The organism is Salegentibacter agarivorans (genome assembly GCF_900113135.1).
Taxonomy (GTDB): domain Bacteria; phylum Bacteroidota; class Bacteroidia; order Flavobacteriales; family Flavobacteriaceae; genus Salegentibacter; species Salegentibacter agarivorans.
Genome location: NZ_FOOH01000001.1, coordinates 122,911 through 138,292 on the forward strand (window position 1 = coordinate 122,911; position 15,382 = coordinate 138,292).

Annotated in this window: 15 protein-coding genes; 7 read left to right on the forward strand and 8 right to left on the reverse strand. The window is 36.8% G+C overall.

What is annotated here, in order from left to right:
* Positions 1-22: 22 nt before the first annotated feature.
* Positions 23-457, reverse strand: coding sequence for a lipocalin-like domain-containing protein (locus BM084_RS00610; protein ID WP_093302020.1), 435 nt, complete (start codon positions 455-457; stop codon positions 23-25).
* Between the two features lie 161 nt (positions 458-618).
* Here BM084_RS00610 and BM084_RS00615 point away from each other — a divergent pair, with 161 nt between their 5' ends.
* Together BM084_RS00615 and BM084_RS00620 are read left to right on the forward strand one after the other, a co-directional pair.
* Positions 619-1,362, forward strand: coding sequence for a DUF6503 family protein (locus tag BM084_RS00615; RefSeq protein WP_093302023.1), 744 nt, complete (start codon positions 619-621; stop codon positions 1,360-1,362).
* Positions 1,363-1,492: 130 nt separating this feature from the next.
* The gene (locus tag BM084_RS00620; RefSeq protein WP_075326278.1) at positions 1,493-2,878 is read left to right on the forward strand and encodes an NAD-dependent succinate-semialdehyde dehydrogenase; all 1,386 of its coding nucleotides are present in this window, start codon (positions 1,493-1,495) and stop codon (positions 2,876-2,878) included.
* Positions 2,879-2,939: 61 nt separating this feature from the next.
* Here the strand turns inward: BM084_RS00620 and BM084_RS00625 are convergent, their stop codons facing one another.
* Entirely contained in the window at positions 2,940-3,482 is a 543-nt protein-coding gene (locus BM084_RS00625; protein ID WP_075326279.1) for a SixA phosphatase family protein, read from the reverse strand.
* 2 nt (positions 3,483-3,484) lie between these two features.
* Positions 3,485-4,579, reverse strand: coding sequence for an esterase-like activity of phytase family protein (locus tag BM084_RS00630; RefSeq protein WP_093302026.1), 1,095 nt, complete (start codon positions 4,577-4,579; stop codon positions 3,485-3,487).
* 119 nt (positions 4,580-4,698) lie between these two features.
* Between BM084_RS00630 and BM084_RS00635 the strand changes: the two genes are divergently transcribed.
* A complete protein-coding gene (locus BM084_RS00635) occupies positions 4,699-4,884 on the forward strand; it encodes a CsbD family protein (protein WP_075326281.1) in 186 nt (61 codons plus the stop codon).
* 72 nt (positions 4,885-4,956) lie between these two features.
* Here BM084_RS00635 and clpB read toward each other — a convergent pair whose 3' ends face one another.
* Positions 4,957-7,563 carry an ATP-dependent chaperone ClpB gene (gene clpB, locus BM084_RS00640; protein WP_075326282.1) on the reverse strand — a complete coding sequence of 869 codons (2,607 nt, stop codon included), beginning with the start codon at positions 7,561-7,563 and terminating at the stop codon, positions 4,957-4,959.
* A gap of 181 nt (positions 7,564-7,744) precedes the next feature.
* On the opposite strand from clpB, the gene ytxJ reads away from it, so the two are divergent.
* Complete coding sequence (ytxJ, locus tag BM084_RS00645) at positions 7,745-8,134, forward strand: bacillithiol system redox-active protein YtxJ (RefSeq protein ID WP_075326283.1); 390 nt, start codon at positions 7,745-7,747, stop codon at positions 8,132-8,134.
* Positions 8,135-8,226: 92 nt separating this feature from the next.
* The gene (locus BM084_RS00650) at positions 8,227-8,475 is read left to right on the forward strand and encodes a hypothetical protein (RefSeq protein WP_093302028.1); all 249 of its coding nucleotides are present in this window, start codon (positions 8,227-8,229) and stop codon (positions 8,473-8,475) included.
* Between the two features lie 105 nt (positions 8,476-8,580).
* On the opposite strand, the gene BM084_RS00655 is transcribed toward BM084_RS00650, so the two are convergent.
* The 3 genes from BM084_RS00655 to BM084_RS00665 form a co-directional block, all read right to left on the reverse strand.
* Positions 8,581-9,675 (reverse strand): DUF748 domain-containing protein, encoded by a 1,095-nt coding sequence (locus tag BM084_RS00655; RefSeq protein ID WP_093302030.1) that lies wholly within the window; start codon positions 9,673-9,675, stop codon positions 8,581-8,583.
* A gap of 82 nt (positions 9,676-9,757) precedes the next feature.
* Complete coding sequence (locus BM084_RS00660) at positions 9,758-10,630, reverse strand: aldose 1-epimerase family protein (protein WP_075326285.1); 873 nt, start codon at positions 10,628-10,630, stop codon at positions 9,758-9,760.
* An 8-nt stretch (positions 10,631-10,638) separates the two neighbouring features.
* The gene (locus tag BM084_RS00665) at positions 10,639-11,988 is read right to left on the reverse strand and encodes a DEAD/DEAH box helicase (protein WP_075326286.1); all 1,350 of its coding nucleotides are present in this window, start codon (positions 11,986-11,988) and stop codon (positions 10,639-10,641) included.
* Between the two features lie 353 nt (positions 11,989-12,341).
* Between BM084_RS00665 and BM084_RS00670 the strand changes: the two genes are divergently transcribed.
* The gene (locus tag BM084_RS00670; RefSeq protein WP_093302033.1) at positions 12,342-12,878 is read left to right on the forward strand and encodes an NADPH-dependent FMN reductase; all 537 of its coding nucleotides are present in this window, start codon (positions 12,342-12,344) and stop codon (positions 12,876-12,878) included.
* Between the two features lie 2 nt (positions 12,879-12,880).
* Here the strand turns inward: BM084_RS00670 and BM084_RS00675 are convergent, their stop codons facing one another.
* Positions 12,881-13,831: a sterol desaturase family protein gene (locus BM084_RS00675; RefSeq protein ID WP_075326288.1), complete on the reverse strand. Its 951-nt coding sequence runs from the start codon at positions 13,829-13,831 to the stop codon at positions 12,881-12,883.
* A gap of 214 nt (positions 13,832-14,045) precedes the next feature.
* On the opposite strand from BM084_RS00675, the gene pabB reads away from it, so the two are divergent.
* A complete protein-coding gene (pabB, locus tag BM084_RS00680; protein ID WP_075326289.1) occupies positions 14,046-15,350 on the forward strand; it encodes an aminodeoxychorismate synthase component I in 1,305 nt (434 codons plus the stop codon).
* Positions 15,351-15,382: the final 32 nt, after the last annotated feature.

Consider the following 15,382-nt stretch of genomic DNA (forward strand, 5'->3'; position numbering starts at 1 on the left):
CGAATTTCCGTTGGATTAGCCGTTATTCCCTTGTAAACCTCTGTTGTACCCCTTCTTCTTCCCCGTCATCATCAACATCATCCATTCCTTCTACGAGGAGCGTTTCAGAATTTAGGGTAACAATATCCATAACAACCACATCATTTCCAGAAACGGTAAGACTAATGGTGTTACCAGTCGCGGTGTATGTTCCTTCCTCATCAACGTCTTCTTCACAACCCCATATATCAATCTGTCTGTAAGTTCCGTCTTCGTTGAATTCAACATAATCCTTACCGCAATCTTCGTGGTCGTTATAAGGTGTTTCTTCACCTTCAACAATTAGAGCGTCTATATACCAGATGCCCAGTAATTCTTCATTAATTTGCGGTGTTTCATTTGGTGAATCATCATCTGTGTCACAGGCTGTGAATAATCCAAAGCTTAAAAATGCTAAAAGTAAAATTGGTTTTTTCATAGGTGTATTTAGTTTGAAGCCGCAAAATAGTAAAATGAAAATGAAATAAGGAAAATCACAACTGCTATGTGTGACTAATGTTACCCGTCAATTCATCATTTTATCTACCTTTGCAAACCATTTTGTTATCTCAACAGCCTGTAATCTTTATAATTTTTAAGATGAAAAAATACTTTTTAGGAGCACTTATTATAGCACTCACTTTTGCATGTAATTCTAATGAAGAAACTGCGCAGCAAATTATAGATAAAGCCATTGAAAATGCAGGCGGAGAAAATTATAAAAAGGCCGAAATAAGTTTCGATTTTAGAAAAGGTTCCTATAGCAGTAGTAGAAAAGGTGGGAAATTTGAATTAGAGCGCATCCTGGCCGATTCTACCGCCACCCAATACCGGGACGTAGTAAAGAATGAAGGTTTTACCCGTTATTACAAAGATACCGCAGTACAACTTTCAGATTCTATGAAAAACGTTTATGCAAATTCAGTGAATTCGGTTCATTATTTTGTGCAGCTGCCTTTTGGTTTAAATGATGCCGCAGTAAATAAAGAATTAATAGGAAAAGACACCATTAACGATAAAGAATATTATGAAATAAAGGTTACTTTTAATGCAGAAGGTGGAGGTACAGATCACGAAGATGTTTATATGTATTGGATTAATACCCAAAATTACCACGTAGATTATCTTGCATATAGTTTTGAAGTTAATGAGGGCGGGTTGCGATTTAGAAAGGCTTACAACCCCAGAACTATAGAGGGCATTCGGTTTGTAGATTATGAGAATTACAAAACCGATGATTTGGATACTCCTCTAAATGAACTAGATGATCTTTACGAAGCCCGGCAACTGGAATTACTCTCCAAAATTGAAAACAGAAATATAGAAGTCAATCTTTTGAATTAAATTCTGAAGAATATTCTTACGCACACCTGTTAATTCTTCCTAATTAACGTGTTGTTTTAAAAGCTTTAACAACGCCTTAGTTCACATTCTTTGCCTCAGTTCATAACTTTAAATTTCCAAAAAAATAGTTATGAAAGAGAAAACATTGAAAACCATTAACCCGGCCACGGGTAAAGAATTAGACACTTACGAATATTTTACAGACCAGGAAGCAAAAGATGCCGTGGAAGAATGTCACCAGGCATTTTTAAAATGGCGTGAAAAATCTCCAAAACAAAGAGCTGAGGTAATTAAAGCAATAGGGGAGAAGCTAACCGAATACAAAGCCGAATTGGTAAAATTAATGACTGCCGAAATGGGTAAATTACTCAAGCAAGGAGAACAGGAAATTGATCTTTGTGCAGGAATTTGTGAATGGACAGCAGCCAATGGTCCCGAAAATTTAAAAGATGAAGAACGTGAGTTGCCAGATGGCGGTCGCGGAATAATCACTTACTCACCTATTGGAGTAATCTACGGAATCCAACCCTGGAATTTCCCCGCTTACCAGGTAATTAGATATACAATTGCCAACCTTATGGCTGGAAATGGAGTTTTACTGAAACACGCTGAAAGTGTGACCGGTTCAGGATTACTTCTCGAAAAAATATTTAAAGAAGCCGGTTTGCCCAAAGACCTTTTTAAAGTGCTTTTAATAGACCACGACCAGTCAGATTCTATAATTGAACACGATCTTGTGAGGGGTGTAACCTTAACCGGAAGCCCGGGAGCCGGGAAAATAATTGGTGAAAAAGCAGGCGCTAACCTTAAGAAAACTGTTTTGGAACTTGGTTCTAATGATGCTTATTTAGTACTTGAAGATGCCGATATTAAGAAAGCTGTGGAATGGTGCGTAAAAGGTAGAGTTTATAATAATGGCGAAACCTGTGTGGCTGCCAAAAGATTTGTGGTTACCGAGAAAGTCTACGATGAATTTAAAGAAGCTTTTGTAGAAAAGATGAAGAATTTAAAAGCTGGAGATCCAACCAGTGATGAGAGCGACCTTGGGCCAATGGCACGAGAAGATCTTCGCGAAGAATTGCACGAACAGGTTGAAGACAGTGTGAAGAAAGGAGCGGCAGTACTATGCGGCGGTAAAATTCCCGATGGTGATGGCTTTTATTATCCTGCTACCGTTTTGGCAAACGTAAAGCCGGGCCAACCTGCTTACGACGATGAACTTTTTGGACCCGTGGCTTCGTTGATAAAAGCTAAAGATGATGAAGATGCAATGCGAATTGCTAATGATAGCCGTTTTGGACTTGGAGGGGGAATTTTCTCTGAAGATGTAGATAAGGCCGTAGAATTGGCCAGTAAGCACTTTGATACCGGGATGGTATTTATTAATTCATTCGGGCTTGCACAACCAAATATGCCTTTTGGCGGAGTGAAAAATTCAGGTTACGGCCGTGAACACGGTGGCTTCGGACTTAAAGAATTTGTAAACGCCAAAGCGATTAATATTCTAAACGGATAATTTTTCGTAATAATTATATAAAAATGTAGTTTGAAAGCTTTTAGTTTTTAAACTACATTTTTTAATTCACATATAAAACTTGTGAAGTTCTTGAATCGTCTGGATGTACGGTTACTATAAATAAACTACCGTAAACTTTTTCATCAATATCCTGGTATTTTTTTCTTCCTAAGATGTAATTTACCCATTCGGGGTTTAGGTTGCTATGCCCAACTACCAAAACTGTTTTATTTTTTGTGTTTTTCTGAAAATCTTTATCGTTTAATTTTTCTGTATTGTAGAACTTAACCTCTTTGTTTTTAGCTTCAGCTATAGGCCGGGCGGTATTTAAGGTTCTTTTGTATTCTGAACTATATATAAGATCAAAATCTATATCCTTAAAGGTTTTTACCCAATCCTGGGTTCTTTTTTCACCTGTTTCGGTTAATTCGGGGTCTTCGTTTTGAGCATCTGTGGTATCCTTTTCAGCATGCCGTATAAAATAATAGGTGGTAATTGCTTCTGAAGGATCTTTGGCAGCTTCCATAATTTCCTCTGGTTCTTTATCTTCAAAATTGCAGGAGGTTAAAAAAATAAGACTCAAAACTAAAAGATATGGTTTCATATTTATTTTATTTCCAGTTCTAAAAGAATAAACTGCGTAATTTGATCACTAAAGCTACTAAAATTATCGTCTGAAACCAGCAACAAAGATTTTTTTCCGTTTAGTAAATCGGGGCCAAAGGTCATTCCTTCAATATTATCTATAGTTTCCTCGGTGAGGAAATTTTTAACCGATTTAAAATCGAAAACCAGTCTTTTTTCAGCATACTGGTAATTAGATTTACGAAGATTTTCCAGTGCTAAAGTATTGGTAGCTTCTGAAGCATCTACATCAAAAATCTTGACCGTATTCCCGTTAGAGCCATACCCGGCAGAATAAGCGCGTTCCAGAACAAGAAATTTATCTTCAGCATATTCCAAAATTTCGGTAACCCCATTTACAGCAAACCAGTTAATTGGAAACTTTGAAATTCCGTCTAATTTATATGCGAATTGTCGTTCTGGCTTTTGCGTATTTTTATTGTATTTGGTAATTCTTACCGGCGAGTTTGTAGCATAGATTTTAGGTTTAGGACCATCTTTTTCCAGTGGAAGTTCCATTGCTACCCAATAAGCTTTTTTATCAAAACTTTGGGCTAAACCTTCAAAAACTCCATTATTTCTGGGTTTTTGTTCTCCCGAAGCTTTAAAATAATCCGGAATTTCGTAAGCTGATAAAAATTCTCCCTTGGTAGAAATATGAAAAACGGAGGGATCTTTCCCATTTTGAATAGAACCTTCGGCTGATAATACTAATTCATTTTTTTCAGCATCAAATCTAAATCCTTCTAGATCGGGCGTGTGTTGTTTGTAAAACTCATAGTTTCTATTCAATTTAATAACTTCAGTAATTAAAACTGTGTCTATAGATCGGTTCAACAAGGGAATTTCAGCTTTATAAACTCGCGGATTGGAAGCCTGGTCGCAAACAAGGTAATAACTGCCATTGTGAAAATCTATACCTGAAAGTCCGCCCACTATGGTGCCTTCAACTTCAAGATTTTGCGGGAGTACCACATCGTCTAAATAGCGCAATTTAATATTTGAATTGTCAATATTTTTTGTTGTAGCGCAGCCAAAAAAGCTTACAGCCACCAGGAGTAAAAGGAGTCTTTTCATCAAGGTATTTTAGCTTCAAAAATAACAAATCCTTAAGAGAAATATGGGAGTTTATTGAGAGTTTAAGCTGGCTTCATATTGTAAATTGAAATTATTATTAACACCTAAAACCATATATTATGAATAATGATCAGTTAGAAGGAAAGTGGAAACAAGTTAGAGGTCAGTTTAAGCAAAAGTATGGTGATGTGACCGATGATGATACCACTTATTCTGAAGGAAAATTTGATGAAATGCTTGGTCGTTTACAGGAAAAAACTGGTAAGACTAAGGAAGAATTAAAAAGAGAAATTGATAGTATGTAATTTGCAACTATGAAAAAGAGAAAAGGCTGGATAAATTTTTATCCAGCCTTTTTTTTTGATTTTCATCTAAAATTATTCGGTTTCTACCGGGTTGGTTTCATTTCTAAATACCAACTCCTCGTTAAACTCATCTATTAGAATAATACTGTCGGTTTTAATATTTCCCGCGAGAATTTCTTTAGATAGCTTATTTAAAACTTCCCGCTGAACTACTCTTTTTACCGGCCTTGCGCCAAACTGTGGATCAAAACCGCGACTGGCAAGGAAACTAATTGCTTCATCTGTAGCATCAAGAACAATGTGCTGTTTTTCAAGCATTTTCTTCACCTCTTTAAGCTGAAGTGAAACAATTTTCCTGATATCTTTTTGCGTTAAAGGACTAAACATTATAATATCGTCTATCCTGTTTATAAATTCTGGTCTTACGTTTTGCTTCAATAACGCCAGAACTTCAGTTTTTGCAGATTCCATTGCGGTATCCAGGTCTTTCATATTTTCATATTTATCCTGAATAATATGGCTTCCCATATTGGAAGTCATAATAATAATGGTGTTTTTAAAATCGGCCAGGCGTCCTTTATTATCGGTTAGCCTTCCTTCATCCAGCACTTGCAATAAGATATTGAAAGTATCTGGGTGGGCTTTTTCAATTTCATCTAAAAGCACCACGGAATAAGGTTTTCTTCGCACTGCCTCGGTAAGCTGGCCACCTTCGTCATAACCTACATACCCTGGAGGCGCTCCTACCAAACGACTCACAGAATGCCTTTCCTGGTATTCACTCATATCAATACGTGTCATTGCAGATTCATCATCGAATAAGTATTCTGCAAGCGCTTTAGCCAGCTCGGTTTTTCCAACTCCCGTGGTTCCAAGAAACAAGAAAGAACCAATTGGCCGTTTTTGATCCTGTAAACCAGCCCGGCTTCTTCGTACCGCATCACTTACAGCAATTATGGCTTCTTCCTGTCCAACCACACGTTTATGTAATTCGTCTTCAAGTTTTAATAACTTTTCACGATCGCTTTGCAACATTTTAGTCACCGGGATTCCGGTCCATTTTGCCACAACTTCAGCAATATCTTCGTTGGTTACTTCTTCCTGGATAAGTGATTTTTCATTCTGATTCTCGGTTACGGTTTTTTGCAATTCTTCCAGCTTCTCCTGGGCTTCTTTGATCTTTCCGTAGCGAATTTCGGCTACTTTCCCGTAATCGCCTTCACGCTCTGCACGTTCTGCTTCAACTTTAAAGTTTTCAATATCAGATTTTAAATTCTGAATATTATCTACCACGCCCTTTTCATTCTGCCAGCGCGCGTGCAACTCGTTTCGCTCTTCTTTTAGGTTTGCCAGTTCAGCCCGTAGTATTTTTAGCTTATTTTCATCTTTTTCGCGTTTTATTGCTTCAATTTCAATCTCCAGCTGCATAATTCTTCTATCCAGAACATCGAGTTCTTCGGGTTTAGAATTAATCTCCATCCGTAGTTTTGATGCCGCTTCATCCATTAAATCAATGGCTTTATCGGGCAAGAAGCGGTTGGTAATATAACGCTGAGATAATTCTACCGCGGCAATAATTGCTTCGTCTTTTATTCTAACCTTGTGGTGAGTTTCATATTTTTCTTTAATTCCGCGTAAAATAGAAATTGCACTTTCAGTATCTGGTTCATTTACAATAACTTTCTGAAACCTTCTTTCCAGGGCTTTGTCTTTTTCAAAATATTTTTGATACTCATCTAAAGTAGTGGCACCAATAGCACGCAATTCTCCACGAGCCAAAGCAGGTTTTAAAATATTCGCGGCATCCATAGCGCCCTGGCCGCCACCGGCACCCACAAGCGTATGAATTTCATCTATAAAAAGCACGATATTCCCATCACTGGAAGTTACTTCTTTAATAACTGCTTTAAGGCGTTCTTCAAACTCTCCTTTATATTTTGCCCCGGCTATAAGCGCTCCCATATCCAGGTTATAAATCACCTTATTTTTGAGGTTATCTGGAACATCGCCGGCAATAATTCTATGTGCCAAACCTTCGGCAATTGCCGTTTTACCGGTTCCCGGCTCTCCAACCAGCATTGGGTTGTTTTTAGTTCTTCGGGAAAGGATTTGCAAAATTCTACGAATTTCTTCGTCACGGCCAATTACAGGATCCAGTTTTCCTTCTTCGGCCATTCGGTTTAAATTATTGGCGTATTTATCTAAAGAATTATAGGTTTCTTCTGCGCTTTGTGAAGTTACACGATCACCTTTTCGTAATTCTTCTATTGCTGCTTTTAAAGATTTCTCAGTCGCGCCCTGGTCTTTTAAGATCTGGGCTACTTTACTGGAAGATTTAAAAATTGCGAGAATAAGATGCTCAATAGAAACATATTCGTCATTCATCTTCTTAGCGATTGTAGAAGCTTCGTTAACTGCTTTTCCTGCTTCGCGTGAGAGAATAATATCGCCTCCGCTTACTTTGGGAAAACTCTGTAAGGTTTTATCTAAAATTTCGTTGAAGAGGTTGACGTTTATGTTTAATTTTTTCAATAGAAAAGGCGCTACATTTTCGTCTACAATACTTATTGCTTTAAAAATGTGTTCATTTTCAATTTGCTGATGACCTAACTCCTGAGCAAGTTGTTGTGCCTGCTGGATGGCCTCCTGGGATTTTATGGTAAAATTATTAAAATTCATAGTCGTTTATTTTTTGAATGAATAAAGCAATTGATATACCATTAAAAAATTAAGACAAAATGGCTGTTATTATTCAGAAATTAACGCCAAATTGACACTTGGGTTAAAGTTTTGAAAATAATTTTGATTTGAGAAGGAGATTAAATTTATTAAGAATTAATTTTATACGAAAGAAATAACTATGGGATTACTAGATAAAATTTTTAAAAGTGATGGGGATGAAGCGAAAGAAAAAGCTGAATTTCCCTGGACAGATTTAACCGATAAAGACCAAATTACCATTGCGAAGGAAGAATCTAAAGAAAGAACGATAGGAATTTTTAAGCATTCCACCAGTTGTGGAATTAGTAAAATGGTGTTGAGGAATTTTGAAAGGGAATATGAAGAAAATGAAAATACGAAACTTTATTTTCTGGATCTAAGAAAGCATCGTGACGTTTCTAACGCGGTGGCCGATGAGTTGAGTGTGAGACACGAAAGTCCGCAGTTAATTATTCTGCAAAATGAAGAAGTAGTGCACCATGCTTCTCACCAGGATATTGATGCCACAAAATTGAAGGATTTATCCTAAAAAATAAATTCTTGTTAAAACTGCCAGTAAGCTGAGTTTGATGAAATTCCATTTGTATCTTTTATCTACAAAAACCAATAAATTAAACTGTAATGGCTAAGAAGGAAGATATTAAAAAAATGGAGGAGAACTGGGAGTCTTTAAAAAAGGAGGATAAAAACCGGGAGCAGGAAGAATTCCGTGATCTTAAGCAAAAAGAACGCGATAGGGATAAAAGCAAATCCAAGAAGCAACCGAATAAAGAAGATTCTACAAAAACCGGGAAAGCTAATGCCCGTGAAGAGCGCGAGTTTATGGATCAAACCCAGAAAGAGAAAACGGCAAATAAAGATAAATTGTAGAGGCCTTAGAATACTTTATATTTAGTTCAAAATTTTATAAGACCTGCCCAGATTATTCAATGGAGCAGGTCTTGCATTTCATTTTTTCAGGAAAACGATTAAGAGTTATTCTTTTGCACTTTCCTGTTTTGCATCTTCAAACTCAATATCGGCGTCTATAGATCCTTTGAAAGCTTCAATCCAGGCATTCTTAAAGATATTTAAGACTGTTGTCCAAACGCCAGATTCAACATTATTTAGGTCTCCTTCTAAAGGAACACGGGTTGCCAAAGTATCAGTGCCCTGGTTTTTGAGAGCGAACTTTAAAAAACCGACAAAACCTTCCCATAACTTCTTGAAAATTCCGCCATCATCATCTTTTTCAATAAGCTTAGTGTTAATCAACATGGGTTTTATATAACCTTTCAGAAATCCATTGGCTATAGCAAGTTCACTGTATAATTCAAAGGTTCCACTTTCAAAATCCACTCCCGCGTAGCGGCGGGTAATTTCGTTTAACGATGTAGCCTCAGCTTTTTTTAGACTAAATTCCATATCCATATCGGGAATTTGTTTTAGTAAATTTAGATTTCCATGAATTCCTACATCGCCACCGCCCATAGAAACAGCATTGGCCCATAAATGGGAAGGAAGTTCTTTTTCCCTGTCTACAACATTGCTAAGATTATGTGCTTTTAAACTAATTTTTTCTAAAAACAAACTAATTTGAGGCTCTGTAGATACTTCTACAAAATTCGCAGTTCCGTTATGTACTACAAAATGGTTTATATCTATAGGTACTAAATTGGTGAGAGCTTTAGTCCAGTCTTCAACATCTGCTTCATCTTTCTTTTCCTGGTTTTCAAAAATGTAGTTGAAATTAGGATCTTGCATCTCAATTTCACTCACAATTTTGCCTTTAAACAAAGAGCGCCAATCTATTGAAATATCACTATAAGGAAAGTCTAACAGCGGTTTTTCTCCCTGGGAGTTTTCTTCCATTAAGATTAAACCTTCAATTTGGTAAGCGCCACGCCAAAGGGAAAGATCAACATCTGAAACACTACCTTCATAGCCCGGAATATTATTGAGGGTTTTAGTAACATAATTTTCTAAAATATAGGGAAGTGCAATCCTACCAATAATCAATAGCACGACGATAAGAACTGGTAACACATACCTTTTCTTAGTGTACTTTTTTCTTTTCTCATTTTTACTCATGCCCAGAAGTTTATGCTAAAATGAGATTAAAAATCAGTATGTTAAGTTAAAAAATTTTTAAAAATGCATCAGCAAAAAAAAGCTAAGGAATATTAACCGTATAGGACGCTTCAAAAGTTTTATTGGCTTCTAGAATTTCAATCCCTTCTTTGGTTTTTAGGTTTTGATCGGTGCCCTCAATATCGGCAATTCCTAGCCAGGGTTCAATGCAAACATAGGGTGCGCCCGGTTTAGCCCAAATTCCCAGGTTTTTAAAATCTGAATATTCTACTGATAAAATTGCACCAGAATTTTTACTTTTTAATGCAACTTTTTTAGACCTAATATTTTTGAAAATCAGTGCGTCTTTGGCAAAAAGCTCTTTATGTAGTCTAATTTTATCTTCGTTGTCTAATATTCCCTCGGTGTTATAACTTACCAGTCCATTTTTGCTTAAAACATGGGTTCGTAAGTCCATTTTTTGATCAAATTCCAGGTAATAATCTTCGTAAACTTCATTTTTACTAATAGGAGTATTAAACGCAGGATGCCCGCCCAGTGAAAAATAAAGGGGTTTTTCGTCTAAATTGAAAACTTGATGTTTAATTTTCAGGCTTTTTTCATCCAGAATAAATGAGATTTCAAACCTAAATTTAAATGGATAAATTTCTAAAGTTTTTTCTGAATATTCCAGTTGAAATGCTAAAGAATTTGAAGTTTTTTCCTTGAATTTAATTTCTTCATTATACCTAATAAACCCGTGTTTAGGCATTTTATAAGTTTTTCCGTCAAAAATATATTCCCCGTTTTTTAAGACACCAATTACTGGAAACAAATTAGGCGCCTGGCTTGCCCAAAATTCAGGATTTCCCTGCCATAAATGTTCTATTCCGGTTTCCAGGTTTTTAAGGCTGGATATTTCTGCGCCAATGGAATTTACGTTAATACTTAAGAACTCGTTCTGTAACTCGTGCATTTCAACAATTATTTTTTCTTTCTCCTGTTCGCATTTTTATCCCCGCGAGTTTTTGGCTTTTTATACTTTTTGGCAATTTCTCTTCGGTAAGATCCGCCAAGATTCTCTTTCCTGTTTTTTTCTTTCTTCTCGTGAAAAGCAGGGCCGGGAGCGTTTTCGTCCTTATTTTTCCCCGGGTTATTAATTTCAAAAACCTTAGGTTGCTCTTCCGGAATTAATTCTGAAGAAATTTCAATTTCCGCAGGTAATTCTTCCTGCGGAACTTCCATTTTCATCAGAGCTTCAATTTTTTCAAGTGATTCCAATTCAGCTTCCGTAGTCATTAATATCGAATTCCCTTCCTTTTCGGCCCTTCCGGTACGGCCAATTCGGTGCATATAATTTTCAGGATATTTTGGCGTATCAAAATTGATCACGTGGCTTACCGATTCAATATCAAGTCCACGAGCCATAACATCGGTTGCAACTAAAATTCGGCAAAATCCGCTGCCAAATTGTTTGATACTACGCAAACGATAATTTTGGGTTTTATTGGAATGAATAACCGTGCATTCATCATGGAAATACTGTTCTAATTCCGGGTAAAGTCGGTCGGCCATTCTTTTATAAGCCACAAAGATCAAGACCTTGGAGTAGGTTTCTTTATCGGCTAAAAGATGTTTTAGTAAATTTACTTTAGTATAGAAGTTCGGGATTTTATAACCGGTTTGTTTAATATTATCAAGGGGCGTTCCACTGGCAGCGACAGAAATAGTTTGCGGACTTTTAAAATTAGCCTCGATTAGATTTTCAACATTTTCAGTAATTGTTGCTGAAAACATAATGTTTTGTCGGTTCTGCGGAAGCAATTCAAAGATATTATTGATCTGAAATTTAAAACCCAGGTCTAACATCACATCTACTTCATCTATCACTAATTTTTGAATAGATTTTAACTGAAGCGCGCGTCTAAGTACAAGATCGTACAATCTTCCCGGTGTGGCTACCACAATATCCTGGCCCTGTAAAAGCGATTGATGCTGCGTGTTCATATTTACACCACCATAAATACCGGTGATACGAACATTCATATAAGCGGTTAGTTTTTCAATTTCTTCAACTACCTGCACCACAAGTTCGCGCGTAGGCACCAAAACCAGTACCCGCGGATTTTTTTGTTCCGAATATTTAAGCATTCGTAATATTGGAAGCATATAGGCAAAGGTTTTCCCGGTACCGGTTTGCGCGATGCCCACCATATCTTTCCCAGACATAATTGTAGAAAAAGATTCCTCTTGAATAGGTGTAGGCGTGTTAATGCCAATATCTTCCAGCGCATTGCGCAGGGGAGTGGTAATATTTAAATCCTGAAAAGTCACTAAATGAAGTTTTTATGAACCGGCAAAGTTAGTGAAACTCTAATTTAAAATTGCTCCTGGCAATTTTAAATTAGTTAGTTGAACTAATCCCGTGGCAGGACGGGAAATAATCTATAAAAGTTCTGAATTATTTTATTTTCAAAAACCGTCTTGCTGAACTTGTTTCAGCATCTAAGATGAATAAATGTAAAACTCAACTAAGACCTCCGATAGAAATCGGAGCAGGCTCTGAACCTAGTTCAGAGTGACGAGGAATTACAAACTTAGAATAAAATGAAAGCTCACAAGTTTTTCAATTCTATCAATAAGGAATCATTTCATTTATTTCGGTATTTTTGATAAAAATCATTTAGATGAAAAAGATTCTTGCCTTTACCGGTTCCAATAGTAGTACTTCCATTAATTTTCAGTTATTAACACATGTAGCTAATCGCATACAGGGGCACGAGGTAAAAGTTCAGGATTTTACCCAGTATGAATTACCAATTTATAGCGTCGATAGGGAAATGGAGAAGGGTATGCCTATAGGCGCCACCATAATTAATAATATTATTAAGGACCACGACGCATTGGTAATTGCGGTGAATGAGCATAATGGCAATGTTTCAGCTTACTTTAAAAATATAATCGATTGGCTTTCCCGATTAGACCGTAATTTCCTTGAGGGAAAAAAGATTTTATTGATCAGTACTTCTCCCGGCAAACGTGGAGCCGCATCAGCTTTAGAATATACTAAGGGGATTTTACCAAGATTTGGCGGCGAGGTGATAGAAAGCTTCAGTTTACCTTCCTTTAATGATAATTTTAAAGACGGGAAGGTGCTAAATGAAGTACTGGATATGGGAATAGAAGATGTGTTAACCACTTTTTCTCATCAACTGGAAGAATAAAATTATCTCGCTTTTTTTATATTGAATTCTTCGTTGGCCTTGCCAATACTGGACAATTCAGTTTCAGATTTCCCTGTAAGTCCCATATCTTCCTTGTGTTTGTCTACCGGGCTTCCGAATAATATAAGCCAGGCTTCTTTTAGTGATTTAGCCTTCCAGATATCCTTGCCAACCTCAATCCATTCGTGGAAAACGAGGAAAAAAGGATTGTAGGAGTTTACCGGTTTGGTAATACCATAACGGGGTTTTTCATCTTCTTCCTGGAAAGTTCCGAAAATACGATCCCAGAATATAAAAGTAGAACCATAATTTTTATCCAGATATCTTTCATTTACCGAATGGTGTACCCGGTGGTGCGAGGGCGTAGTAAAGATATACTCGATTGGCCGGGGTAATTTTTTTATTAATTCGGTATGAATCCAGAATTGATAAAGTACTTCCAGTTGATGCACAATAAAGAACACCAAGGGATGAAAGCCTAACAATACTACCGGTAAAAAGAAAATGATCTTTAAATTCTGCGTCCAGGATAATCTAAAAGAAGTTGATAAATTATAATGTTCAGAAGAATGATGAACCACGTGTGTAGACCACCAAAAACGTTGTTCGTGAGCAAATCTATGTGCCCAATACCTGCTAAAATCCAATAATATTAAACATAATACATAAGACCACCAGGTATGTGGAATTTTAAACGGCGCCAGATTAAAAAAGAAAAGGAACACCATAAAGACTCCTATTTTCATAAACCCGTTCAGGATTAAATTACCAATCCCAATGGCTGTAGAAGCCAGGAAATCTTTCCCCGAATAAAGATTTTTGTACTTTTTTCTACCAATAAGGAATTCAAGTAAAACAAAAAAGAACATAAGTGGGGCCACAACCCAAATAACAGTAGTGAAATCAAGGTTTTCTATATCGGCTAAAGTAAGTTTTTCTGAATCTGTAAACATTGAAAATATTGGATCTTTATATTGAATTTTGCGCTTGGGAGGACTTGTCTTAATATTAAACTTTTTTCCTGCGATTTCAAAAGTATTTTTAGTTAATTTTTTTTCTGCTTTAATAAGGCTTTGTTTTCAATTAAATTTTTGGCAAAATCACAAAAGATTTTAAATATGTGCTACGTTAAATTGTTCTTACCTTTGCGCCCAAAATTGAAGCCAGGTGCGTACTAAACTAACTTATACTTTAGAAAAGCCGTTAAAATTCAAACAGCAACTCTTGCAATGGAGTAAGCAGTTTGAAGAAATTGCCTGGCTGGACAGCAATAATTACCATCAGGAGCATGGCGAATTTGATGCTTTGCTGGCTGTGGGCGCATTTACCGCAATAAAAACCGATTACCACCAGGCTTTTGCCACACTTCAGGAATACCAGCAAACCACTAAAGATTGGATTTTCGGTTACCTGTCTTACGATCTTAAAAATGACGTGGAAAGACTTTCTTCTAAAAACCACGACGGATTGGATTTCCCGGATCTCTATTTTTTTCAGCCTCAAAAACTATTCTTGCTGAAAGGAGACCAGTTGGAAATGCATTATTTAAATATGCTGGACGATGAAATTGAAGAAGATTTTACCGAGATTTCAAATCTATCAATAAACCAGATTGAAACCGGAAAACCGGAAACCGAAAACCCGGAATCAAAAATACAGGCTAGAATCTCTAAAGAAGAATATCTTCAAAAAGTCGAAAAAATGCTCGCTTATATCCAGCGCGGCGATATTTATGAAGCAAATTTTTGCCAGGAATTTTTTGCTGAAAATAGAGAGATTGAGCCTTTTAAAGTTTTTCAGGACCTTAATGATCTCTCGGGCCCGCCATTTGCGACTTTTCTCAAACTGGAAGAACATTATTTGCTTTCGGCTTCGCCAGAGCGCTATTTAAAGAAATCAGGATCAAAATTAATTTCCCAACCTATAAAGGGCACAGCCAGGCGCTCGCAGAATTCAGAAGAAGATATCAAAATTGCCGAGGAGCTTTCCAAAGACCCGAAGGAGCAATCTGAAAATGTGATGATCGTAGACCTGGTGCGAAATGACCTCTCTAAAATTGCGAAAATAGCCAGTGTAAATGTAGATGAACTTTGCAAGGTTTATTCCTTTAAACAAGTGCATCAAATGATTTCTACAGTTTCTGCGGAACTTGATGACGGCATTCCGCCGGTAGAAGCTTTACGAGCAACATTTCCTATGGGAAGTATGACGGGGGCGCCAAAGATTTCAGCAATGAAAATTATTGAAGAGCTGGAAGAAACAAAACGCGGACTCTACAGTGGTGCGGTGGGTTATTTTACTCCAAACGGCGATTTCGATTTTAACGTGGTTATACGCAGTATTTTATATAACTCGGCGAAAAAATATGTGTCTTTTTCGGTTGGAGGCGCAATTACTGCCGGTTCTAAACCGGAGAAAGAGTATGAGGAATGCCTGTTAAAGGCAGCCGCAATGCGGCATGCTTTAGAATAAATTTTTCAAGAATTTCAAATAATCTTGGCCAA

Coding starts and splice junctions, on each gene's coding strand:
- BM084_RS00610 (WP_093302020.1), bottom strand. CDS start 457: ATGAAAAAACCAATTTTACTTTTAGCATTTTTAAGCTTTGGATTATTC.
- BM084_RS00615 (WP_093302023.1), top strand. CDS start 619: ATGAAAAAATACTTTTTAGGAGCACTTATTATAGCACTCACTTTTGCA.
- BM084_RS00620 (WP_075326278.1), top strand. CDS start 1,493: ATGAAAGAGAAAACATTGAAAACCATTAACCCGGCCACGGGTAAAGAA.
- BM084_RS00625 (WP_075326279.1), bottom strand. CDS start 3,482: ATGAAACCATATCTTTTAGTTTTGAGTCTTATTTTTTTAACCTCCTGC.
- BM084_RS00630 (WP_093302026.1), bottom strand. CDS start 4,579: ATGAAAAGACTCCTTTTACTCCTGGTGGCTGTAAGCTTTTTTGGCTGC.
- BM084_RS00635 (WP_075326281.1), top strand. CDS start 4,699: ATGAATAATGATCAGTTAGAAGGAAAGTGGAAACAAGTTAGAGGTCAG.
- clpB (WP_075326282.1), bottom strand. CDS start 7,563: ATGAATTTTAATAATTTTACCATAAAATCCCAGGAGGCCATCCAGCAG.
- ytxJ (WP_075326283.1), top strand. CDS start 7,745: ATGGGATTACTAGATAAAATTTTTAAAAGTGATGGGGATGAAGCGAAA.
- BM084_RS00650 (WP_093302028.1), top strand. CDS start 8,227: ATGGCTAAGAAGGAAGATATTAAAAAAATGGAGGAGAACTGGGAGTCT.
- BM084_RS00655 (WP_093302030.1), bottom strand. CDS start 9,675: ATGAGTAAAAATGAGAAAAGAAAAAAGTACACTAAGAAAAGGTATGTG.
- BM084_RS00660 (WP_075326285.1), bottom strand. CDS start 10,630: ATGCACGAGTTACAGAACGAGTTCTTAAGTATTAACGTAAATTCCATT.
- BM084_RS00670 (WP_093302033.1), top strand. CDS start 12,342: ATGAAAAAGATTCTTGCCTTTACCGGTTCCAATAGTAGTACTTCCATT.
- BM084_RS00675 (WP_075326288.1), bottom strand. CDS start 13,831: ATGTTTACAGATTCAGAAAAACTTACTTTAGCCGATATAGAAAACCTT.